Source organism: Paraburkholderia sp. HC6.4b, assembly GCF_014200875.1.
GTDB lineage: Bacteria > Pseudomonadota > Gammaproteobacteria > Burkholderiales > Burkholderiaceae > Paraburkholderia > Paraburkholderia tuberum.
In genome coordinates, this window is record NZ_JACHDC010000001.1 from 489,100 (window position 1) to 510,814 (window position 21,715).

A 21,715-nucleotide genomic window follows, 5' to 3' on the forward strand; every position below is an offset into this window, starting at 1 on the left:
AGGCGGTCATTCATAGCGCAGCGCCTCCGCCGGACGGACCTTCGCGCCGCGCCAGCTCGGATAGAGCGTCGCGAGCGCCGACAGCACGAACGCGATGATGCCGATGCGCGCGACGTCCGCCGGAACCAGCTCCGACGGCAGCTCGCTGATGAAGTACACCGACGGCGGCAGGAATTGCACGCCGAGCAGATGCTCGATCATCGGCACGAGCCACGGAATGCTCCACGCGATCAGACAGCCGAGCACGACGCCGGTCGCCGTGCCGATGAAGCCGATCGTCACGCCCTGCACGACGAAGATCTTCATGATCGAGCCGGGCTGCGCGCCGAGCGTGCGCAGGATCGCGATATCGGCCTGCTTGTTGGTCACCGTCATCACCAGCGACGACACCAGATTGAACGCGGCCACCGCAATGATCAGCGTCAGGATGATGAACATCATGCGCTTCTCGATCTGCACCGCCGAGAACCAGGTCTTGTTCTGCTGGGTCCAGTCGCGGATGTACAGATCGCCCGACAGCGTGCGCGCGAGCTGATGCGCGACTTCCGGCGCGCGCTGCATGTCGGTGAGGCGCAACCGCACGCCGGTCGGTGCGGGCAGCCGGAACAGCGCCTGCGCGTCCTTGATGTTGATCAGCGCGAGCGTGCTGTCGTATTCGTAATGGCCCGACTCGAAGATGCCGACCACCGTGAACTGCTTCAGGCGCGGCAGCATGCCGGCCGGCGTGATCGTGCCTTCGGGCGCGACGAGCGTGATCTTGTCGTTCAACTGCACGCCGAGATTGGCCGCCAGATCGGCGCCGAGCACGATGCCGAAGCCGCCGGGCACGAGGTCGGCCAGCTTGCCGCCTTTCATTTCCTTGCCGATGTCGGACACTTCAGGCTCGAGCGTCGGCTCGATGCCACGCAACGCGACGCCGCTCACCGCGTCCTGGCGCGTCAGCAGCGCCTGGGCCTCGACGTAGGGCGCCGCGCCGATCACCTCCTTGTTCTGGCGCGCCTCCTTCGCGGTCAGTTGCCAGTCGGGCATCGAACCGGTCGGCGAAAAGATCTCGACGTGCGCGAGCACCGACAGCATGCGGTCGCGCACCTCTTTCTGAAAGCCGTTCATCACCGACAACACGACGATCAGCGCCGCGACGCCAAGCGCGATGCCCGACATCGACACCAGCGCGATGAACGAAATGAAGCCGTTACCGGTCGTGCGTTTGCCGGCGCGTGTGTAGCGCCAGCCAATCTGCCATTCGTAGGGAAATTTCAAGCGAATCCTTTTGTGCGTTCTTCGACTGTATGTCGGGACCGGCGGACATCGACGTCCGCCGTGCGGCCCGAACGTCGTGATCGTTGGGCTCGCGGCGGCGCGGATCGTTCCTCGCGCGCCCGGCCGCTGTGCGGCTCTGCCGGCGCATAGAGGCGCGGCGCCGCGGTGCGCCACCCTGCCGGGTCCGGCGATCAAGCGCGAAGTTTGCCACACAATGCCGCCGGCTCGCGCAAAGGACGTGCCTCGGCCGCGCCATCGACAAACCGGCCGCGCTTCGTCGAAATACTCGCACCGTTTGCCCTACAATGCGCAGCATCATGCCTGCCGACCGCCTCCATCTTCTGCTGCCCTTCGCGCTGCCTGCCGCGGCCGACGCCTCCACCGCGCTTCACGACATCCAGTGCCCCGCTCTCGACCGGCTGATCGCGCGCGCGACGCTGATCGAACGCGTGATCGGCGAGGATTTTCAGCGCACGCTGCCGCACGAGCGCTGGGTCGCGCGACAATTCGGCGCGCTGCCCGACGGCGCCTCGGCCGCCGCCGACGAAGCCCCGCTCGCGCCCTACATGCTGCGCGCCGACGGCGGCGAACCCGGCAGCGCGACGTGGGCCTGCGTGCAGCCGGTGCACGTGCACATCGCGCACGACCACCTGGTGCTGATCGACCCGGCGTCGCTCAATCTGTCGGACGCCGAAGCGAGCACGCTGCTCGCGCTCGCACGTCCGCTGATCGAGGAACTCGGCGTGCGCATCGAGGCGCCCAAGCCAATCCGCTGGTATCTGTCGAGCGACGCTTTCGGTTCGCTCGCGGGCGCGTCGCCGTTGCGCGCGAGCGGCCGCAACATCGAGATCTGGTTGCCGCACGAAGCGCATTCCGGCGAACGCTCTCGCGCGTGGATGAAGCTGCAGAACGAAGTGCAGATGGCGTGGTTCGAGCATCCGGTCAACGAAGCGCGGGAGGCGCGCGGGCTGCCGGCCGTCAACTCGATCTGGTTTCACGCGCAAGGCGCCGCGCGGAGCGTGCACAGTCCGTTCGCGCAGGTGCTGTCCGATGCCGCCGCAACGCGCGGTCTCGCGCTCAGCGCGGGGGTCGCGACAGGTGCGCCGCCGGCGTCGTATCGCGAACTGGCCGCGGCGCTGCGCGGTACCGCCAACGGCAGCGGCGCAACGCTCGTCGAACTCGACCCCTTCTCCGCGCCCTACATCGAACAGGACTGGGCGCGCTGGAACCAGGCATTCGCCGCGCTGCAGACCGACTGGTTCGCGCCCGCGCTCGCGGCATTGCAGTCGGGCGAACTCGCCGAGCTCGGCCTCACGCTGTGCGGCGACACCGGCTCGGTGACGCTGACGGTCACGCGCGGCGATCTGCGCAAATTCTGGCGGCGGCGCGTGCTGGCCTCGCTTTTCATCGAATGATCCACGGCCCTTCCGCATGACCCGAATCGTTACGCGCCCCTGCTCCCCCGTCGACGCCGAAGTGTTGACCCGCTGCGGCCTGCATCCGGTGCTCGCGCGCCTGTACGCATCGCGCGGCGTGTGCCTGCCCGAGGACGTCGAAACCGGCCTCGCGCGGCTCGTGCCGCCAGCCGAACTGAAGGGCTGCGACGCGGCCGCCGCGCTGCTCGCCGACGCGCTCCAGCAGCAGCGCCGCATGCTGGTCGTCGCGGACTACGACTGCGACGGCGCGACCGCCTGCGCGGTCGCGGTGCGCGGGCTGCGCATGTTCGGCGCGCGCATCGACTACCTGGTGCCGAACCGCATGGAGCACGGCTACGGGCTCACGCCGGACATCGTCGAGCTGGCGGTGCGTAGCGCGGCCGGCAAGCCCGATCTGCTGATCACCGTCGACAACGGCATCGCGAGCGTCGACGGCGTCGCAGCGGCCAACGCCCTTGGCATCGACGTGCTCGTCACCGACCACCACCTGCCCGGCGACGAACTGCCCGCCGCGCGGGCGATCGTCAATCCGAATCAGCCGGGCTGCACGTTCCCGAGCAAGTGCCTCGCCGGCGTCGGCGTGATGTTCTACGTGCTGCTCGCGCTGCGCGCCGAACTGCGCCGCCGTGGGGCGTTCGGCGACGCGCTGCCCGAGCCGCGCCTCGACGGCCTGCTCGATCTGGTCGCACTCGGCACCGTCGCCGATGTCGTCAAACTCGACGGCAACAACCGCGTGCTGGTCGCGCAAGGTCTGCAGCGCATCCGCCGCGGCCGCATGCAGCCGGGCATCGCCGCGCTGTTTCGCGCCGCCGCGCGCGACGCGCGCAACGCCTCCGGCTTCGACCTCGGCTTCGCGCTGGGACCGCGCCTGAACGCGGCGGGACGGCTGTCGGACATGTCGCTCGGCATCGAATGCCTGACCACCGACGACGTCGGCCGCGCATGGGAACTCGCGCAGCAGCTCGACACGATGAACCGCGAGCGCCGCGAAATCGAGGCGGGCATGCAGCAGCAGGCGCTGGACGACCTGTCGACGGTCGATCCCGACGGCGCGACCACGATCACGTTGTTCAATCCGGGCTGGCATCAGGGCGTGATCGGCATCGTCGCGGGACGGCTGAAAGAGAAGTTCCACCGCCCGTCGTTCACGTTCGCGCCGGCCGACGATACGGGCGTGCTCGTCAAGGGCTCGGGCCGCTCGATCGCGGGCTTCCACCTGCGCGACGCGCTCGATCTGATCTCGAAGCGCGAGCCGGACCTGATCGTCAAATTCGGCGGCCACGCGATGGCCGCGGGCCTGACGATCGCCGCCGCCGACGTGCCGCGCTTCACCGCCGCGTTCGAGGCGGTCGGCCGCGAATGGCTGTCCGCGCAGGCGCTCGCGCGCACGATCGAAACCGACGGCGAGCTCGAAGACGCGTACTTCACGCCGCAATTCGTCGAAATGCTCGACGCGGCCGTCTGGGGCCAGGGTTTTCCGGCGCCAGTGTTCTCCGGCGAATTCGAGGTCGCCTCGCAGGCGTTGGTGAAGGACAAGCACCTGAAGCTGCAACTGCTGCGCGGCCGCCAGCGCTTCAACGCGATCTGGTTCAATCACACCGAGACGCTGCCTGCGCGCACCACCGTCGCCTATCGGCTCGCGAGCGATACATGGAACGGCGTGTCGCGCGTGCAACTGATCGTCGAGCACGCGGTGAGCTGAAATCTTCCGCAAAATCAATCGCGAACACGCGCCAGATCGCCCGCGAGGCTCCGGCGCGGCGTGCCGATCGGCTATAATTTCTGCTTTTTACGCAGAATAGAAGATCGACATGGAAGCGGAACGTCTCAACGCGATCGAAGCCTCTCTGGCCGACCTGCGCAAGCGCGCGGACGACCTACGGGGGTATCTTTGACTACGACGACAAAGCACTGCGTCTAATCGAAGTCAACCGGGAACTCGAAGACCCGGACGTCTGGAACGACTCGAAGCACGCCCAGGCGCTCGGTAAGGAAAAGAAGCTGCTCGACGACACGGTCGGCAAGCTCACGTCGATCGCGAACGACGTGCGCGACGCGCAAGACCTGTTCGAGATGGCACGCGAAGAAGCCGACGACGACACGCTGCTCGCCTGCGAGGGTGACGCCCAGGCCATCGAGGCACGCGTCGCCGACATGGAATTCCGCCGGATGTTCGCGAACCCGGCCGATCCCAACAACGCCTTTCTCGACATCCAGGCCGGCGCCGGCGGCACCGAGGCGTGCGACTGGGCGTCGATGCTGCTGCGCCAGTATCTGCGTTATTGCGAGCGCAAGGGCTTCAAGACCGAAGTGCTCGAGCAGACCGAAGGCGACGTCGCCGGCATCAAGAACGCGACGATCAAGATCGAAGGCGACTACGCGTACGGCTTCCTGCGTACCGAAACCGGCGTGCACCGGCTCGTGCGCAAGTCGCCGTTCGACTCGTCGGGCGGTCGTCACACGTCGTTCTCGTCGGTGTTCGTGTACCCGGAAATCGACGACTCGATCGAAGTCGACATCAACCCGGCCGACCTGCGCATCGACACGTACCGTGCTTCGGGCGCGGGCGGTCAGCACATCAACAAGACCGACTCCGCGGTGCGTATCACGCACATGCCGTCGGGCATCGTCGTGCAGTGCCAGAACGACCGCTCGCAGCACCGCAACCGCGCCGAAGCCATGGCGATGCTGAAATCGCGCCTGTATGAAGCGGAAATCCGCAAGCGTCAGGCCGAGCAGGACAAGCTGGAAGCCGGCAAGACCGATGTGGGTTGGGGCCATCAGATCCGCTCGTACGTGCTCGACAACAGCCGCATCAAGGATCTGCGCACCAACGTCGAAATCAGCAATACGAAGAGCGTGCTCGACGGTGACCTCGATCCGTTCATCAGCGCGAGCCTGAAACAGGGCGTCTAGGCGCGCACGGCGCGGCCCCGTTCACCGATCGGGACCGCACCTTCTTCGTTGCTGCTTTTGCGTTGCTTCCACGCTATTTATTCGCCGTTTTTCCAGTACCGCCTGAGGTTTTTACACTGACTGGCTTCCCGCCAGCGGAGCACTCCGCGGCGGGCCACCGAATACCAAATCATCATGACTGAACCGACCCAGCCGACTGTCGTGCCCGAAGCGGACGACAACAAGATCATCGCCGAGCGCCGCGAAAAGCTGCGCGAACTGCGTGAGCGAGGCGTCGCCTATCCGAACGATTTCCGTCCCACGCACCACGCCGAAGATCTGCAGGCGCAGTACGAGCACGCCGACAAGGAAGCGCTCGAAGCGCATCCGCTCGAAGTCGCGATCGCTGGCCGCATGATGCTGAAACGCGTGATGGGCAAGGCAAGTTTCGCAACCGTGCGCGACGGCTCGGGTCAGATCCAGTTCTTCATCACACCGGCCGACGTCGGTCAGGAGACCTACGACGCATTCAAGAAGTGGGACATGGGCGACATCGTCGCCGCGCGCGGCGTGCTGTTCCGCACCAACAAGGGCGAGCTATCGGTGCGCTGCACGGAGCTGCGTCTGCTGTCGAAGTCGCTGCGTCCGCTGCCGGACAAGTTCCACGGTCTCGCCGACCAGGAAATGAAGTACCGCCAGCGCTATGTCGATCTGATCGTCACGCCGGAAACGCGCCGCACGTTCGTCGCGCGCACGAAGGCGATTTCGTCGATCCGCAAGTACATGGCCGACGCGAACTTCATGGAAGTCGAAACACCGATGCTGCACCCGATTCCGGGCGGCGCGGCGGCCAAGCCGTTCTCGACGCACCACAATGCGCTCGACATGCAGATGTTCCTGCGCATCGCGCCGGAGCTGTACCTGAAGCGGCTGGTGGTGGGCGGCTTCGAGCGCGTGTTCGAGATCAATCGTAATTTCCGCAACGAGGGCGTATCCGTGCGCCACAACCCGGAATTCACGATGATCGAGTTCTACGCGGCCTACACCGATTACAAGTGGCTGATGGACTTCACCGAGCAGCTGATTCGCCAGGCCGCGATCGATGCGCTCGGCACGGCCACCATCACTTATCAGGGCCGCGAGCTCGATCTGTCGAAGCCGTTCCATCGGCTCACGATCACGCAGGCGATCCAGAAATACGCGCCGCAATACACGAACGAGCAGCTCGCCGACGGCACGTTCCTGCGCGCCGAGCTGAAGAAGTTCGGCGTCGATGCGTCGCAGCCGCAGTTCCTCAACGCGGGCATCGGCTCGCTGCAACTGGCGCTGTTCGAAGAGACCGCCGAGTCGCAACTGTGGGAGCCGACCTACATCATCGACTATCCGATCGAGGTGTCGCCGCTCGCGCGTGCGTCGGACAAGGTGGCAGGCATCACCGAGCGTTTCGAGCTGTTCATCACCGGCCGCGAAATCGCCAACGGCTTCTCGGAGCTCAACGATCCGGAAGATCAGGCCGCGCGCTTCAAGAAGCAGGTCGACCAGAAAGACGCCGGCGACGAGGAAGCGATGTTCTACGACGCCGACTACATCCGCGCGCTCGAGTACGGCATGCCGCCGGCGGGCGGCTGCGGTATCGGCATCGACCGTCTGGTCATGATGCTGACCGATAGCCCGAGCATCCGCGACGTGATTCTGTTCCCGCATCTGCGGCGCGAAGACTGAGCGACGCTGGGCGCGAGCGCGCGTTGTGCTTCGCGAGCAATGCGATGGTTTGAAGAGCGCCCGGTTGATGCCGGGCGTTTTCTTATGCGCGCGTTTTCACTTTGCGGGACCGTTTTCTGCTTCTCATCGTTTGTAACCAGCGGTAAAAGCTGCTCGTTCGCGCGCAAGTCGCCGCGGACTCGATGGTCTTAGAAGTTTGTTGACACCAAAGCGCACCGCGTAAAGGGCGCCTACCCACGCCCGAGGGCGCCATCTGAGCGGTTACAAATAGAAACGCTGCCCGGATCGAATTGCCCGACAATCAGTCTCACAAGAAGTCGGCTCTGTCAGAAACGGAGGCCCTACATGGACACCCCTACTCATCAACCCACGCAGCCACGTCGTCTTCATCCCTTGATCGCGGTGGCCGCCGGCGCGGTGCTCGTCGCGAGTCTCGTCGCTACCGCGGCGATCACCGGCGTGTTCCCGAAGGCGTCGGGTAACGGCGCACAGAACGATCAGACGCAGGCCGCGCAGGTCAGCACGCAAGCGCCGGGCGTCGTCGATTCGGCCGCGCCGGTCAAGCCATCTGCGCAACAGCGGCAAGATCAGGCTCAGCAAGCGGTGCCGGCCGCCCCTGCCGCCGCTCCAACCCTGCAGCAATACGCGCAGCAACAGCAGGCACAGGCCGCGCCGCAGTATGCGCAGCAGCCGGCGCCGCATGCCGCTTATTGCGCGACCTGCGGCACCGTCGTCGCGATCTCGGCGGTTCGGCATGAAGGACATGGCACCGGCATTGGCGCGGTCGGCGGTGCGGTGGCCGGGGGCGTCGTCGGTAATCAATTCGGCGCCGGCGGCGGGCGTACCGCGATGACGCTGCTCGGCGCGCTGGGCGGCGGGTTCGCCGGCAACTCGGTCGAAAAACATCTGCGCAGCACGACGTCGTATTCGGTGCGCGTGCACATGGAAGACGGCAAGACGCGCTACTTCACCTATAGCGAGGCGCCGCCGTTGCGCGACGGCGAGCGCGTGCGCGTTCAGAACGGCGGCCTCGTCGCCGACTGAGCTGAGCTCGGCGCCCAACGTTCGTCGACGCGCCATGAAAAAAGGCGATTCCATCGGAATCGCCTTTTCTTTGGAGTTCAATGCACCCGTTCGAACACGCGTTCAATAATCTGCGTCTTCGATCCATGCCGCCTGAATCGCTTCGAGAATCTTTTCGCTCGAACGGTTCGGATCGTCGTCGAAGCCTTCGAGCTCGGTCACCCAGCGGTGCAGGTCGGTGAAACGCACCTGCTGTGGATCGACGTCCTGATGCTTGTCCGTCAGAGCCATCGCGATGTCTTGCGTATCGGTCCACTTCATGGCGGCACCCTCCTGTTAGTGATTTTCCTTCGCGTGATTGATCGAGTAACGCGGAATTTCGACGACCAGATCCTGCTCGTCCGGCATGACCGCCTGACACGACAGGCGCGAAGCCGGTTCCAGCCCCCATGCCTTGTCCAACAGATCGTCCTCGTCTTCCTCGGATGGCGTCAAGGCGGCGAAACCCTCACGCACGATTACGTGGCAGGTCGTGCACGCGCACGACTTCTCGCACGCATGCTCGATTTCGATACCGTTATCGAGCAGGTTGTCGCAGATGCTCTTGCCGGGAACGGCGTCGATCACCGCGCCTTCCGGGCACAGTTCGACGTGAGGCAGCACAACGATTTGAGGCATACAGTTTCCGTTTGGGTCTGAGGCACGGCGGCTGCCAGCAATGCCGGGTGCAGGCTCCGTGCCATTTTACTGGCGCCGCGCGGACTTTTTAAGTCCGCGCGGGCGCGATCGGTGGTTCGTGGGGGGCGCAATTCGTGCGCGGCCTGAGCGCGCGTCGCGTGCACGTTGCTGTCGCTACGCTCGCCCGTTCAGATCTCGTCGAGCTTGCGGCCCGACAGCGCGCGGCGAATTCCCTTGTTCATGCGGCGCGCGGCGAATTCGTCGGTGCCTTCGGCGAGCGCCTTCGTCGCGGCTTCGATCGCGCCGACGTCTTCGCCTGGCGCGACGTTGCGCAGCGCGGCGAGCAGCGCGTCGAGTTCGGCGCGTTCGCTGTCGTCGAGCAGCTCGGCGTCGGCGGCGAGCGCCGCGTCGGTCGCTTCGACGAGACGCTGCGCTTCGACCTGCGCCTCGCGCAATGCGCGCGCGCGCATGTCGATTTCAGCGGTCGAAAAGCTGTCTTCGAGCATGCGCGCGATGTCGTCGTCGGCGAGGCCATACGAAGGCTTCACGACGACCGATGCCTCCACGCCCGACGCCAGCTCGCGCGCAAACACCGACAGCAGGCCGTCGGCGTCGACCTGATAGGTCACGCGAATGCGCGCGGCGCCGGCGGCCATCGGCGGAATGCCGCGCAGCTCGAAGCGCGCGAGCGAACGGCAATCGCTGACGAGCTCGCGCTCGCCTTGGACGACGTGAATCGCCATCGCGGTCTGGCCGTCCTTGAAGGTCGTGAAATCCTGCGCGCGCGCGACTGGAATCGTCGAGTTGCGCGGAATGATCTTTTCGGTGAGGCCACCCATCGTCTCGACGCCGAGCGACAGCGGAATCACGTCGAGCAGTAGCCATTCGTCGCCTTCCGCCCCGCGGTTGCCGGCGAGCAGATCGGCCTGGATCGCGGCGCCGAGTGCGACGACCTGATCCGGATCGAGATTGACGAGCGGCGGCTGGCCGAAGAACGCCTCGACCGCGCGGCGGATCACCGGCATGCGCGTCGCGCCGCCGACCAGCACGACGCCCTTGATTTCCTTCGTGGTGACCTTCGCGTCGCGCAGCGCCTTTTTCGTCGGGCCCAGCGTGCGTTGCACCAGCGCGGCCGTGATGGTCTCGAAAGTGGCTTCGTCGATCGTGAGATCGAGCGCGGTGCCGTTGGCAAGCGTGAGCTTGAGGGTGGTTTGCGACGCGCTCGACAGCGCCTCCTTGGCCTCGCGCACGCTATCGAGCAGCAGGCGCACGTCGTGCGGCGCGAGCGTCTGCGACGCGATGCCGGCCTGTTCGAGCACATGGCGATATAGCGCATGGTCGAAGTCGTCGCCGCCGAGCGCGGAATCGCCGCCCGCCGCGAGCACTTCGAAAACGCCCTTGGTGAGCTTCAGGATCGACAGGTCGAAGGTGCCGCCGCCGAGGTCGTAGACCGCGTACAAACCTTCCGCGCCGTTGTCGAGACCGTAGGCGATCGCCGCAGCGGTCGGTTCGTTGAGCAGACGCAGCACGTTCAGCCCCGCGAGGCGCGCGGCGTCCTTGGTCGCCTGGCGCTGCGCTTCGTCGAAGTAAGCGGGCACCGTGATTACCGCGCCGACGAGCTCGTCGGCGAGCGTGTCTTCGGCGCGCTGGCGCAGCGTCGCGAGAATTTCAGCCGACACCTCGACCGGGCTCTTCACGCCGTCGACGGTGCGGATCTGCACCATGCCGGGTGCATCGACGAAGTCGTACGGCGCGTTTTCGGCGCCCTCCACCTCGGCCTTGCCGCGGCCCATGAAGCGCTTGACCGACACGATCGTGTTGCGCGGGTCGGTCGCGGCTTCGGCCTTCGCCCGGCGGCCGATGCGACGGCCGCCCTGCTCCAGGTAACGCACCACCGACGGCAGCAGCACGTGCCCGTCTTCGTCGGGCAGCACATCGGGCACGCCGCTGCGCACAGCGGCGACGAGGGAGTTGGTGGTGCCGAGATCGATACCGACCGCCAGACGCCGCTGGTGAGGCGCCGGCGCCATGCCGGGTTCGGAGATTTGCAGTAAGGCCATCTGGATCTTCTCGGGGACGTTGTGCCCCGTCCTGAATATTCGCGTTGCTGGGGTGATGCCGCGGCTCGCGGCCGCTCTGGTTTTTTGTTTGTCGCTTACTACGTCGCTGCCTACTGTTGCTGCTTGCCCGCGCCGCGCTTTTGCGCGCGTCGCGCGAAACCGCGCTAGCCTTCGAGCCGCTCGATCTGGGCATCGATTTCCGACGCGACGCGCTCGATGAACATCAGCTGCCGCACCGCCTCGCCCGCCGCCTGATTCGCGCCGTGATCGAGCGATGCGCCGAGCTTGTCGAAGCGCCGACGCTCCTCGTCGCGCAACTCGATGAGCAGCGCGTCGAGCGCGTCGACGTTCTTCGCCGCGGCCGCGTCCTCGATGTTCTCGCGCCACTCCATCTGCTGCATCAGGAACGCGGGCTCCATCGCCGTGTTGTTCTCCGCGCCGACGTTGATGCCGCGCAACGACAGCAGATAGGTCGCGCGCTTGAGCGGATCGCGCAGCGTCTGATAGGCCTCGTTCGCGCGCGTCGCCCACTGCATCGCGATGCGCTTTTGCGCATCGCCGGCCGCCGCGAAGCGATCCGGATGCACCTGCGCCTGCACGGTGCGGTACGCGTGATCGAGCGTGCTCGCGTCGAGCGCGAATTGCGCCGGCAGACCAAACAGATCGAAGTGGCTGTCGTTCAGCGAGGCCATCGGATTAAAGTCCGTTGATGAAAACTGGTATGGAGAAGTCGGGCCTTGTCAGGCGTGACCGGTTCAGTGGAGCGCGGATCAAACTAAAAAGGCGGCCCGCGCCGCCTTTTATCCGCCGCACGCGGAAGGTAACGAATCTAGACGCGGAACGACTCGCCGCAGCCGCATTCGTCTTTCACGTTCGGGTTGTTGAACCTGAAGCCTTCGTTCAGCCCTTCGCGTGCGAAGTCGAGCTCGGTGCCGTCGATATACGCGAGACTCTTCGGGTCGACGACGACCTTCACGCCGCCCGTCTCGAACACCTGATCTTCAGGCGCGACTTCGTCCACGTACTCGAGCTTGTAGGCGAGGCCCGAGCAACCGGTGGTGCGCACGCCGACGCGCAACCCGATGCCCTTACCGCGGCGGGTCAGATACTTCTGGACGTGCTGTGCTGCCTTTTCGGTCAACGTAATTGCCATAACGTTTCTCAGTTGCCAGAGCGCGCGGCGCGCGTGTCCGCGCCGCGCTCACCGGTTACTCCGTTCTTACCCTGTTGCTCAGGCGGCCTTGCCGTCTTCGGCAAGCGCTGCTTCGCCGTGGCGCTGCTTGTAGTCGGCGACCGCTGCCTTGATCGCGTCTTCCGCGAGGATCGAGCAGTGGATCTTCACCGGCGGCAGTGCCAGTTCTTCGGCGATCTGCGTGTTCTTGATCGACATCGCCTGGTCGAGCGTCTTGCCCTTCACCCATTCGGTGACGAGCGAGCTCGATGCGATGGCCGAGCCGCAGCCGTAGGTCTTGAACTTCGCGTCTTCGATGATGCCGTCCGCGCCGACGCGGATCTGCAGCTTCATCACGTCGCCGCAGGCCGGCGCACCGACCATGCCGGTGCCGACCGTGTCGTCGTCCTTCGCGAAGGAACCGACGTTGCGCGGGTTTTCGTAGTGGTCGAGGACCTTGTCGCTATAAGCCATGATTACACTCCTTGATTCGTTTCAACCTGCAATGCGATGAACGTTCGATGTCCGCTTCGTCCAGCCGGCGCGTCAGTGCGCGGCCCACTGGATGGTCGACAGATCGATCCCGTCCTTGTGCATTTCCCACAGCGGCGACAGATCGCGCAGCTTGGAAATCTTCGACTTCAGCAGGTTGATCACGTAGTCGATTTCCTGCTCGGTCGTGAAGCGTCCCACCGTGAAGCGGATCGAGCTGTGCGCGAGTTCGTCGTTGCGGCCAAGCGCGCGCAGCACGTACGACGGCTCCAGCGACGCCGATGTGCACGCCGAGCCCGACGACACCGCGACGTCCTTCACCGCCATGATCAGCGATTCGCCTTCGACGAAATTGAAGCTGATGTTCAGGTTGTGCGGCACACGCTTTTCCATGTCGCCGTTCACATACACTTCCTCGATTTGCGACAGGCCTTTCAGCAGCCGGTCACGCAGCATGCGGATGCGCTCGTTTTCGGTCGCCATCTCTTCACGCGCGATACGGAACGCTTCACCCATGGCGACGATCTGGTGCGTCGCGAGCGTGCCCGAACGCATGCCGCGCTCGTGACCGCCGCCGTGCATCTGCGCCTCGATACGGATACGCGGCTTGCGACGCACGTAAAGCGCGCCGATGCCCTTCGGGCCGTAGGTCTTGTGCGCCGAGAACGACATCAGGTCGACCTTCAGCTTCTGCAGATCGATCTGGATCTTGCCGGTGGCCTGCGCCGCGTCGACGTGGAAAATGATGCCCTTCTCGCGCATGATCTCGCCAATCGCCTCGATGTCCTGGATGACGCCGATCTCGTTGTTGACCGACATCACCGACACCAGAATCGTGTCCGGGCGCAGCGCCGCCTTGAACGCGTCGAGGTCGATCAGACCGTCGTCCTTGACATCCAGATAGGTGACTTCGAAGCCTTCGCGCTCGAGCTCGCGGGTGGTGTCCAGCACCGCCTTGTGCTCGGTCTTCACCGTGATGATGTGTTTGCCCTTGCTCTTGTAGAAGTGCGCGGCACCTTTCAGAGCGAGGTTGTCCGACTCCGTCGCACCCGAGGTCCAGATGATTTCGCGTGGATCGGCGTTCACGAGCGCGGCCACCTGCTCGCGCGCTTGCTCGACTGCGCGCTCGGCGGTCCAGCCATAAGCGTGACTACGCGATGCGGGATTGCCGAACTGCTCGCGCAGATACGGGATCATCTTTTCCACCACACGCGGATCGATCGGCGTCGTGGCGCTGTAGTCCATGTAGATGGGCAGATGGAGAGAGTCGTTGTTCATCAATTGCTCCGGGGACGTCATGTGCTCTGGCTTCTGGGTTCGATATGGGGCTGCGGCGAGGGTTTTCTATTGCGTGCCGCGCTTCACGAACCGGCCATGTTGAAAACGGAATTGGGACCCTTGGGCGCCACGCGGACGGGTTCGACCGCCGGAGCGTCGTTGCGCCTGTCGCGCAGCACGGCCGGCGTGCCTTCGCGCGAACGCTGCTGATCGACCAGATCCTTCAGCGAAACCGAATCGAGGTATTCGACCATTTTCTGGTTCAGCGTCGACCACAGCTCATGCGTCATGCAGTGGCCGTCGTGCTGCTTGGTGCCTTCGCACGTGCCCTTACCGCCGCACTGGGTGGCGTCGAGCGGTTCGTCGACCGCGATGATGATGTCGGCTACCGTCACCTCTTCGGCACGGCGCGCGAGATTGTAGCCACCGCCCGGTCCGCGCACGGATTCGACGATTTCATGACGGCGCAGCTTGCCAAACAGCTGCTCGAGATACGACAGGGAGATGTGTTGGCGCTGGCTGATACCCGCAAGCGTCACCGGGCCCTGCTCCTGGCGCAGCGCCAGGTCGATCATCGCCGTGACGGCGAAACGGCCTTTCGTGGTGAGTCTCATATGATGTGGGAACCGCAATTCTCGACAAGTTCGGTCAAGTATAAATACATGAGCAATTTAGTCAAGTATGGGCGGTAAATTTTGTGTCATTCGCTTAATTGATCGCCATACGTCGACGCCGCGCCCCCACCCGTGTGGTGCGTCTGCGTTCTTCGCCCGATGCCTACGCGAGCAACTGCGGGCGCAGCGCGGCGATCAGCCCGCGGCAGGCTGCTTCGCATTGATCGAGCACCAACTCGAAGCCTTCCGCGCCGCCGAAATACGGATCGACAACCTCTCGCGCGCCGCTCCAGCGGCCATCCGACTCAGGCACGAACTCCATCAGCAGACGGATCTTGTCGCGCTGTGCGGGCGGGCACAGTTGACGCAACGCGGCGACGTTTCGGTCGTCCATGGCAATCAGCAGATCGAAGCGCTCGAAGTCCGCGACCGTGATCTGGCGGCCGCGCAGCGCGTCGAGCGCATAGCCGCGCTGGCGGGCCGCGTGTTGCGCGCGTTCGTCGGGCGCCGCGCCGATGTGCCAATCGCCGGTGCCGGCCGAATCGATCAGGATGCAGTCCGCAAGCTTCGCCTCGTCGACCAGATGACGCATCACGCCCTCCGCCGTCGGTGAACGGCAGATATTCCCGAGGCAAACGAAACAGATGGACACAGTTTTCATCAGGGATTTTCGACGCCCGAGGCGCCGCGCGTGAGGTCGTCAGACAGTCAGCGGACTGCGCCGCGATTATACAAATCTCGACAGATTCGCGCCGAGCGGGGCGCAGCCAGCAAGATCAGCGGCTTCGGAGCGTCGCGGTCCGCCGCGCCGGCTTACGATGCCTCGGCGAGCGGCGTCGCCGTGGCTGCACGCATCGGCTTGGCCGGCAATGCCCACGCCGTGTCGATCATGCCGTACGACACCGCGCGTGCGAGTTCGGCGGTCAGATGGTTGGCGTCGAGCGGCATCTGCGAAGCGCGCGAAGCGGTTTGGCCGTTGACGTGCAGAAAGGCGAGCACCGCGAGCGGTACAACGATGGCTAGGGGCCAGTACACCGATATTGTCTTTTTCATGATGTGTTTTTCAATTAGGGGCGCATGAGCTTATGACGCACTATGCCCTAACGAAATGCTATAGGAATTCACAATCGGGAAAAAGCGGCCCGCGCGAGATAGATCGTTGCTTGATACGAAACAGTCAATTGACACCTCTTTCGGGAACGAGTGGCGCATCGCTGGCACACAAAAGTGAAGCTTACAAATGCATACAAAGCCGCCGCGACGGACGGCGACAATCACGGTCTTATTCTTACCCTTACATTTCTTTGCACTGGCATCGGTCCCACAAAATGAAACGCATTGCACCTCTCGCTGGCCTGGTGGCCGCCGCGCTGCTCGGCGGCTGCGCGGTCTATCCGGACGGCACGCCGATGTACGGCAACGGCTACGGCGCCTATAGCGGCTACAACGGTTATGACGATTCCGCATACGCGCCGGGTGCCGCGGTCGTGCCGCAAACCAATGTGTACCTCGGCTACGGCGATTACGGTCCGGGACGCTACTACGGCCCGGCGCCGGGCTCTGGCTATCGCGGCTATCCGGATCGCGGTCATCCGAACGACAACGACTGGCACCACGGCGATCACGGCAACGGTCATGGCAACAATGGCGGCGGTCCTGGACAACCGCACGGCGGCCCGCCGCCGCAGGGCGCAGCGGGCGGTCCGCACGGCCCTGGTGGTGCCAATGGCGGCCCGCACCCCGGCGCGGGCGGCCCGCCGCCGGGCCACCCGCAAGCCGGCAACGGCGGTGGACGAGGCAACGATTCGGGGAGAAATGCGCCCGCGCGTCAGCCGGGGCAGATGACCGAACATTGAAGACGGAGCGGCGCTGAAGCATCCCGCCGGCTTCTTCGCCCATTTCGACGGCTGCGCGAGCGCGCAGCCGTCAAACCAATCCCAATGCCGCCCGCTCAGCCAATATGGCTGCGCTGCGCGGCATACAACTCGCGGAACGTACGACCCACCGGCGCCGGCATGTCGCGCGTATCGGTCCAGCCCGCGCCGCCGAGCGGCAGTTTGGCGATCGACCGATTGCGCCCACCCATGCGCTCCAGCACGCGCACGGCGAGTTTGGTAAAGAGCGCATAGGCATCGGGATGCAGCGCGAACCAGCCCCACAGCGCCAACCCGGCGCGCTCCTTCCACGGCCGCAGGTGTCGCTCCATCTGCTTTTCGCGCAGCTTGCGCAACAGATCGGACAGCGGGATACCGACCGGACACACGCTATTGCATTCGCCGCATAACGTCGCCGCTTGCGGCAGGTCGAGCGCCTTGTCGATGCCGACATAGCTCGGCGTCAGCACCGACCCCATCGGCCCCGGATAGACCCAGCCATACGCGTGCCCGCCGACCTTCTGATACACCGGGCAATGGTTCATGCACGCGCCGCAGCGGATGCAGCGAAGCATCTCCTGGAAGTCGCCGCCGATCAGCCCTGTGCGGCCACCGTCGACGAGCACCACGTACATATGCTCGGGCCCATCCTGATCGCCCGCGCCACGCGGCCCGGTCAGCATCGAAAAATAGTTCGAGGTGGCCTGGCCGGTTGCCGAACGCGGCAGCAGGCGCATAGCCGTCGCGAGATCCTCGAGCGTCGGCAGCACCTTCTCGATGCCGGTGACAGCGACATGCACGCGCGGCATCACCGTGCACATACCTTCGTTGCCCTCGTTGGTCACGAGCGCGACCGAGCCCGTTTCCGCGATGATGAAATTGCCGCCCGTCACGCCCATGTCCGCGCTCAGAAAATGCGGCCGCAGCATCTCGCGCGCCTCACGCGTCAAGTCGGGAATCTCGGTGAGCCGCGGCCGGCCGTGCGTCTTCGCGAACAGATCGGCGATCTCGTCCTTATCCTTGTGAACGACCGGCGCGATGATGTGGCTTGGCGGCTCGTTGTCGTTGATCTGCAGGATGTATTCGCCGAGGTCGGTTTCGATCGACTGCACGCCCATCTGCCCGAGCACTTCGTTCAGACGCATTTCCTCGGTGACCATCGACTTGGTCTTGATCACCTTCTTCACGCCGTGCTTGCGCGCAATGTCGCCGACGAGCCGCGCGGCCTCCTGCGTGGTCTCCGCGAACAGCACAGTCACGCCGCGCCGGGTCGCCTCGCGCTCGAAGGTTTCGAGCCACACGTCGAGATTCTCGAGCGCGCGATCACGGCGCTCCTTGAGCGCGGCCCGCGTCGCGGGGAAATCGATCGCGGTCATCGCGCTCGCGCGCGCCGACACGAACTTCGTGGACAGCTTGGTCAGGTTCTGCTGCAGGCGCTGGTCGGCGAGTTTCTGACCGGCGCGAGCCTTGAACTGCATCGATTGGACTTGCATGGCGGCCCTGATGAAATCGCATTGAAAGGCGCGGCGCATTCGCGCCCGACGCATTGCGTGACAGACAAGATAAACGTGACGCGAACAATGGAGGTGTTCGCCGCGCGGGGATTACACGTCGCCGGCCAGCACCTGTGCGATATGCAGCACGCGCGTCGTCGAGTCACCGTTGCGGCGCAGCCGCCCTTCGATATTCAACATGCAGCCGAGGTCGCCGAGCACCACCGCACCGGCGCCGCTCGCGGCGATGTTCGCGCACTTTTCGTCGACGATCGCGGTCGAGATATCGCCGTATTTGACCGCGAAAGTGCCGCCGAAGCCGCAGCAATGCTCGCAGCCTTTCATCTCGGTGACCGCGACGCCGACCTGCGCGAGCAGTTCGCGCGGCTGTTCCTTGACGCCCAGTTCGCGCAAGCCCGAACACGAGTCGTGATAAGTCACCTGTCCCGCGAACTCGCCCGGTTGCAACTGCACCTTCGCGACGTTGACGAGGAAATCCGTCAGCTCGAACACCTTGCCGCGCAGGCGGCCGAAACGGTTCATCAGTTCGGGATCGTCGCGGAACAGGTCGCCGTAGTGCGCGCGGATCATGCCGCCGCACGAGCCCGACGGCACCACCACATAGTCGAACTGTTCGAACTCGCGCAGCGTTTTCTCGGCAAGGTCGCGCGCGAGGCGGCGGTCTCCCGAGTTATATGCAGGTTGCCCGCAACAGGTTTGCGCGGGCGGCACTACGACCTCGAAACCGGCGCCTTCGATCAGCTTGATGACGGAGAAACCGATCTCGGGACGCATCAGGTCAACGAGGCAAGTGACGAACAATCCGACTCGCATGAGCCCTCCTTGCGGGGAAACGTCCCTGATTATCCGCTGTTTGCCGGTGCAATACCAACGGCCGGAAGGCATAGGAAGCACGCCGCGCCGGATTGGAAGCGCGCCTCGAAGCGTTCGCTTTTTTCACAATACGAGATACAATCAGTTTTCGCTGTTTGACGCATCCACCGATTCTCATATGAGCGATACGAACCCGGATCCCAAAACTTCGATCCAGGTGATCGAACGCATGATGCGCCTGCTCGACGCACTGGCGGCGCATAGCGACCCGGTCAGCCTGAAAGAACTGGCCATCCGCACGGAGCTGCATCCATCCACCGCGCACCGCATCCTGAACGATATGGTGATGTGCCGGCTGGTCGACCGTTCGGACCCCGGCACCTACCGTCTTGGCATGCGCCTGCTCGAACTGGGCAATCTCGTCAAGGCGCGCCTGTCGGTGCGCGATGCGGCGCTCACGCCGATGCGCGAGCTGCACCGCGAGACCGGGCAGACCGTGAACCTGTCGGTGCGTCAGGGCGACGAAATCGTCTATATCGAACGCGCGTATTCGGAGCGCTCGGGCATGCAGGTGGTGCGGGCGATCGGCGGGCGCGCGCCGCTTCATCTGACCTCGGTCGGCAAGCTGTTCCTCGCGGCCGACGAAGCCACCCGCGTGCGTGCCTACGCAACACGCACCGGTCTGTCGGGCCACACGCAGAACAGCATCACCGATCTCGCGAAACTCGAGCGCGAGCTGTCGCATGTGCGCCAGCAGGCCTGCGCGCGCGACAACGAGGAACTGGAGTTGGGCGTGCGCTGCATCGCCGCCGGCATCTACGACGATACCGGCAAGCTGGTCGCGGGACTGTCGCTGTCGGCGCCGGCCGATCGTTTGCAGGATTCATGGCTCGGGCAGTTGAGCCAGACCGCGTTGATGATTTCGGAATCGCTCGGCTACCGCCCGCAGCCGCAGCAGGACCATGCGCACGGCGGGCACGGATCACATGGCTCGCACGGCCAGCATTAGTAAAGGGGGCGGCCGCCCAACCGCCGTGCACCCTTTGCCCTCCCGCCGGCGCCATGAAAAAAGCCTCGCATCCGCGAGGCTTTTTCTTTGCACGTCAGCTGCAGCCGGACTGACTACCACCGGCTGAGTATGCGTTGCTGCATCAGGTACCCGGACCGCCGGCATCGGCGCTCGTGATACGCGGCTGGTCGCCGCCGTTGTCGAGCCACGTACGCAGACGCGTCGCGTCCGCGAAACGCGAGTACTTGCCCGACGAATCGAGCAGTACCAGGATCATCGGCCGGCCGTGGATGGTCGCCTGCATCACGAGACACTCGCCCGCTTCGTTGATGAAGCCGGTCTTCTGCAGACCGATGTCCCACGTCGGGTTGCGCACCAGCGCGTTCGTGCTGTTGTACGCGAGCGTGCGCTTGCCGGTGTACACCTCATAGCTGTGATCGGTCGAGAACTTGCGGATCAACGGGTACTGATACGCCGCGTTGACCATCTTCACGAGATCGCGCGCGCTCGACACGTTCATGCTCGTCAGACCGGTCGGGTTCTCGAAGTGCGTGTCGTTCATGCCGAGCTGCCTGGCCTTCGCGTTCATCGCCGCGAGGAACGCCGGACGGCCGCCCGGGTAGTAGCGCGACAGCGCCGCCGCCGCGCGGTTTTCCGACGCCATCAGCGCGATGTGCAGCATGTCCTCGCGCGACAGCACCGAGCCCACCGACAGACGCGAACCGGTGTTCTTCTCGTAGTCGCGGTCTTCGTCGGTGACTTCGATCTGATCGGTCATCGGCTCTTTCGAATCGAGCACCACCATCGCCGTCATCAGCTTGCTGATCGATGCGATCGGTACCACCGCGCGCGAGTTCTTGTCGAACAGCGTCTCGCCGCTGTTCTGGTCGATCACATAGGCGACGCTCGAGCGCAGCATCAGCGCGTCCGGCGTCTCGTGCAGACCAAACGCCTGGCCGACGCTCGGCTGGCGCGGCTCGTACGCGACGCGTCGCACCACCGAACGGTGTCGGCCGTTCGCCGTGAACGTGACGCGCTTGCGTTTGACGCCGGCGTGCGGGGCATCTTCATCCGCCACAGCGGCTTTCACGGCCTCACCCTTGCCGGCTTTCGCCGCATGGCTCGACACCTTTCCGGTGGCGGCCGCCTGCGCCGGCTTCCTGGCAGTTTTAGCGTGTTTGGAAATTTTTGCGGATGCAGCAGACGTAGCTGCAAAAGTGCTGACAGGCGTAGCGAACGCCGCTGCGACGGCCAGCGAGACGGCCACCGACAGAGCGGTGCTGCGCGCCGCGCCGTGGAGCACTTTTAGCGACGAAAACATGTCGGTTTTCATGGGTGTTCGATAGGGAGCGGCGAGAGGTTTCCGCAAGTGTAGTAAAGCAACGAAAAATTAGCAATTTGAAGCACTTATACGCGCTCCTTAAACCGGCTTGTCAGCTCCGATCGCGAAAACACGAATAAGTGCCGCGCCTCGATCGAAAAAAACGATCGTCGCCAGCAAGCCTCGCCATCGCCGCCCGGCCCAATCGAGCAGATCATTGCAGGATAACGGCAATTTTGAGACAACCTTGATTCGGGGAAATACTGTCAGAGCACAGGCGGAAACTACCGCGCCGCGCCATGAAGGCGTTGCGAGCGTGCGACGGACTTTTTTAAGTGTCCGACGAAAGTCGCTAACGCGCGTTCGACTGCCATCGTTCTTTAACGTTCCTTGTCATCTTGTGGTTTACATCGAATTGATGATGATCGGTCTTTCAGGGGCGAATCGCTGCCACACGGAAAAATAATCTCCCGACGGCCTGCTGAACGGTTGGTTTATGTCGCACCAGCACGGTGCAACGAGCAATCGTTCCGCGTCATATTAATGACATGCCTA

Annotated in this window: 21 protein-coding genes; 7 read left to right on the forward strand and 14 right to left on the reverse strand. The window is 64.5% G+C overall.

Features of this window, described 5'->3' with window-relative positions; all coding sequences use genetic code 11:
• Window positions 1–6: 6 nt before the first annotated feature.
• Complete coding sequence (locus tag HDG34_RS02110) at window positions 7–1,260, reverse strand: lipoprotein-releasing ABC transporter permease subunit (RefSeq protein WP_184048864.1); 1,254 nt, start codon at window positions 1,258–1,260, stop codon at window positions 7–9.
• Between the two features lie 305 nt (window positions 1,261–1,565).
• Here HDG34_RS02110 and HDG34_RS02115 point away from each other — a divergent pair, with 305 nt between their 5' ends.
• The 5 genes from HDG34_RS02115 to HDG34_RS02135 all read left to right on the forward strand — a co-directional run bounded on the left by HDG34_RS02115 (window position 1,566) and on the right by HDG34_RS02135 (window position 8,357).
• Entirely contained in the window at window positions 1,566–2,675 is a 1,110-nt protein-coding gene (locus HDG34_RS02115) for a regulator (protein ID WP_184057320.1), read from the forward strand.
• A 16-nt stretch (window positions 2,676–2,691) separates the two neighbouring features.
• Window positions 2,692–4,398 (forward strand): single-stranded-DNA-specific exonuclease RecJ, encoded by a 1,707-nt coding sequence (recJ, locus tag HDG34_RS02120; protein ID WP_184057322.1) that lies wholly within the window; start codon window positions 2,692–2,694, stop codon window positions 4,396–4,398.
• Window positions 4,399–4,507: 109 nt separating this feature from the next.
• Window positions 4,508–5,612 (forward strand): peptide chain release factor 2 gene (gene prfB / locus HDG34_RS02125; protein ID WP_184057324.1). Its coding sequence is split into 2 segments (ribosomal slippage): window positions 4,508–4,588 and window positions 4,590–5,612, totalling 1,104 coding nucleotides; the frame shifts between segments, so codons are not numbered across the junction.
• Window positions 5,613–5,786: 174 nt separating this feature from the next.
• Window positions 5,787–7,313, forward strand: a complete 1,527-nt coding sequence (lysS, locus tag HDG34_RS02130) for a lysine--tRNA ligase (RefSeq protein ID WP_184057326.1) — start codon at window positions 5,787–5,789, stop codon at window positions 7,311–7,313.
• A gap of 345 nt (window positions 7,314–7,658) precedes the next feature.
• Complete coding sequence (locus HDG34_RS02135) at window positions 7,659–8,357, forward strand: glycine zipper 2TM domain-containing protein (RefSeq protein WP_184057328.1); 699 nt, start codon at window positions 7,659–7,661, stop codon at window positions 8,355–8,357.
• A gap of 102 nt (window positions 8,358–8,459) precedes the next feature.
• Here HDG34_RS02135 and iscX read toward each other — a convergent pair whose 3' ends face one another.
• The 10 genes from iscX to HDG34_RS02185 all read right to left on the reverse strand — a co-directional run bounded on the left by iscX (window position 8,460) and on the right by HDG34_RS02185 (window position 15,682).
• A complete protein-coding gene (iscX, locus tag HDG34_RS02140) occupies window positions 8,460–8,657 on the reverse strand; it encodes a Fe-S cluster assembly protein IscX (RefSeq protein WP_027198111.1) in 198 nt (65 codons plus the stop codon).
• Window positions 8,658–8,672: 15 nt separating this feature from the next.
• Window positions 8,673–9,014 carry an ISC system 2Fe-2S type ferredoxin gene (gene fdx, locus HDG34_RS02145; protein ID WP_090800789.1) on the reverse strand — a complete coding sequence of 114 codons (342 nt, stop codon included), beginning with the start codon at window positions 9,012–9,014 and terminating at the stop codon, window positions 8,673–8,675.
• A 188-nt stretch (window positions 9,015–9,202) separates the two neighbouring features.
• Entirely contained in the window at window positions 9,203–11,074 is a 1,872-nt protein-coding gene (gene hscA, locus HDG34_RS02150) for a Fe-S protein assembly chaperone HscA (protein WP_184057330.1), read from the reverse strand.
• 164 nt (window positions 11,075–11,238) lie between these two features.
• A complete protein-coding gene (gene hscB / locus HDG34_RS02155; protein ID WP_090800792.1) occupies window positions 11,239–11,766 on the reverse strand; it encodes a Fe-S protein assembly co-chaperone HscB in 528 nt (175 codons plus the stop codon).
• Window positions 11,767–11,903: 137 nt separating this feature from the next.
• On the reverse strand, window positions 11,904–12,227 hold the full coding sequence (gene iscA, locus HDG34_RS02160) for an iron-sulfur cluster assembly protein IscA (protein ID WP_090800794.1): 324 nt from the start codon (window positions 12,225–12,227) through the stop codon (window positions 11,904–11,906).
• A gap of 78 nt (window positions 12,228–12,305) precedes the next feature.
• Complete coding sequence (gene iscU / locus HDG34_RS02165; RefSeq protein WP_090800797.1) at window positions 12,306–12,719, reverse strand: Fe-S cluster assembly scaffold IscU; 414 nt, start codon at window positions 12,717–12,719, stop codon at window positions 12,306–12,308.
• Window positions 12,720–12,791: 72 nt separating this feature from the next.
• On the reverse strand, window positions 12,792–14,015 hold the full coding sequence (locus tag HDG34_RS02170; protein WP_184057332.1) for an IscS subfamily cysteine desulfurase: 1,224 nt from the start codon (window positions 14,013–14,015) through the stop codon (window positions 12,792–12,794).
• Between the two features lie 83 nt (window positions 14,016–14,098).
• Window positions 14,099–14,629 (reverse strand): Fe-S cluster assembly transcriptional regulator IscR, encoded by a 531-nt coding sequence (iscR, locus tag HDG34_RS02175; RefSeq protein ID WP_018417524.1) that lies wholly within the window; start codon window positions 14,627–14,629, stop codon window positions 14,099–14,101.
• 163 nt (window positions 14,630–14,792) lie between these two features.
• Window positions 14,793–15,290 carry a low molecular weight protein-tyrosine-phosphatase gene (locus HDG34_RS02180; protein WP_018417523.1) on the reverse strand — a complete coding sequence of 166 codons (498 nt, stop codon included), beginning with the start codon at window positions 15,288–15,290 and terminating at the stop codon, window positions 14,793–14,795.
• Window positions 15,291–15,442: 152 nt separating this feature from the next.
• Complete coding sequence (locus HDG34_RS02185; protein ID WP_184057334.1) at window positions 15,443–15,682, reverse strand: hypothetical protein; 240 nt, start codon at window positions 15,680–15,682, stop codon at window positions 15,443–15,445.
• A gap of 275 nt (window positions 15,683–15,957) precedes the next feature.
• Between HDG34_RS02185 and HDG34_RS02190 the strand changes: the two genes are divergently transcribed.
• Window positions 15,958–16,485, forward strand: coding sequence for a hypothetical protein (locus tag HDG34_RS02190; protein ID WP_184057336.1), 528 nt, complete (start codon window positions 15,958–15,960; stop codon window positions 16,483–16,485).
• A gap of 95 nt (window positions 16,486–16,580) precedes the next feature.
• On the opposite strand, the gene HDG34_RS02195 is transcribed toward HDG34_RS02190, so the two are convergent.
• Window positions 16,581–17,996, reverse strand: coding sequence for a lactate utilization protein B (locus HDG34_RS02195; RefSeq protein ID WP_184057339.1), 1,416 nt, complete (start codon window positions 17,994–17,996; stop codon window positions 16,581–16,583).
• 111 nt (window positions 17,997–18,107) lie between these two features.
• Complete coding sequence (locus HDG34_RS02200) at window positions 18,108–18,830, reverse strand: (Fe-S)-binding protein (protein WP_184057341.1); 723 nt, start codon at window positions 18,828–18,830, stop codon at window positions 18,108–18,110.
• A gap of 178 nt (window positions 18,831–19,008) precedes the next feature.
• Between HDG34_RS02200 and HDG34_RS02205 the strand changes: the two genes are divergently transcribed.
• Window positions 19,009–19,839 (forward strand): IclR family transcriptional regulator, encoded by an 831-nt coding sequence (locus HDG34_RS02205; RefSeq protein ID WP_090800805.1) that lies wholly within the window; start codon window positions 19,009–19,011, stop codon window positions 19,837–19,839.
• Between the two features lie 142 nt (window positions 19,840–19,981).
• On the opposite strand, the gene pbpG is transcribed toward HDG34_RS02205, so the two are convergent.
• Window positions 19,982–21,172, reverse strand: a complete 1,191-nt coding sequence (pbpG, locus tag HDG34_RS02210; RefSeq protein ID WP_184057343.1) for a D-alanyl-D-alanine endopeptidase — start codon at window positions 21,170–21,172, stop codon at window positions 19,982–19,984.
• Window positions 21,173–21,715: the final 543 nt, after the last annotated feature.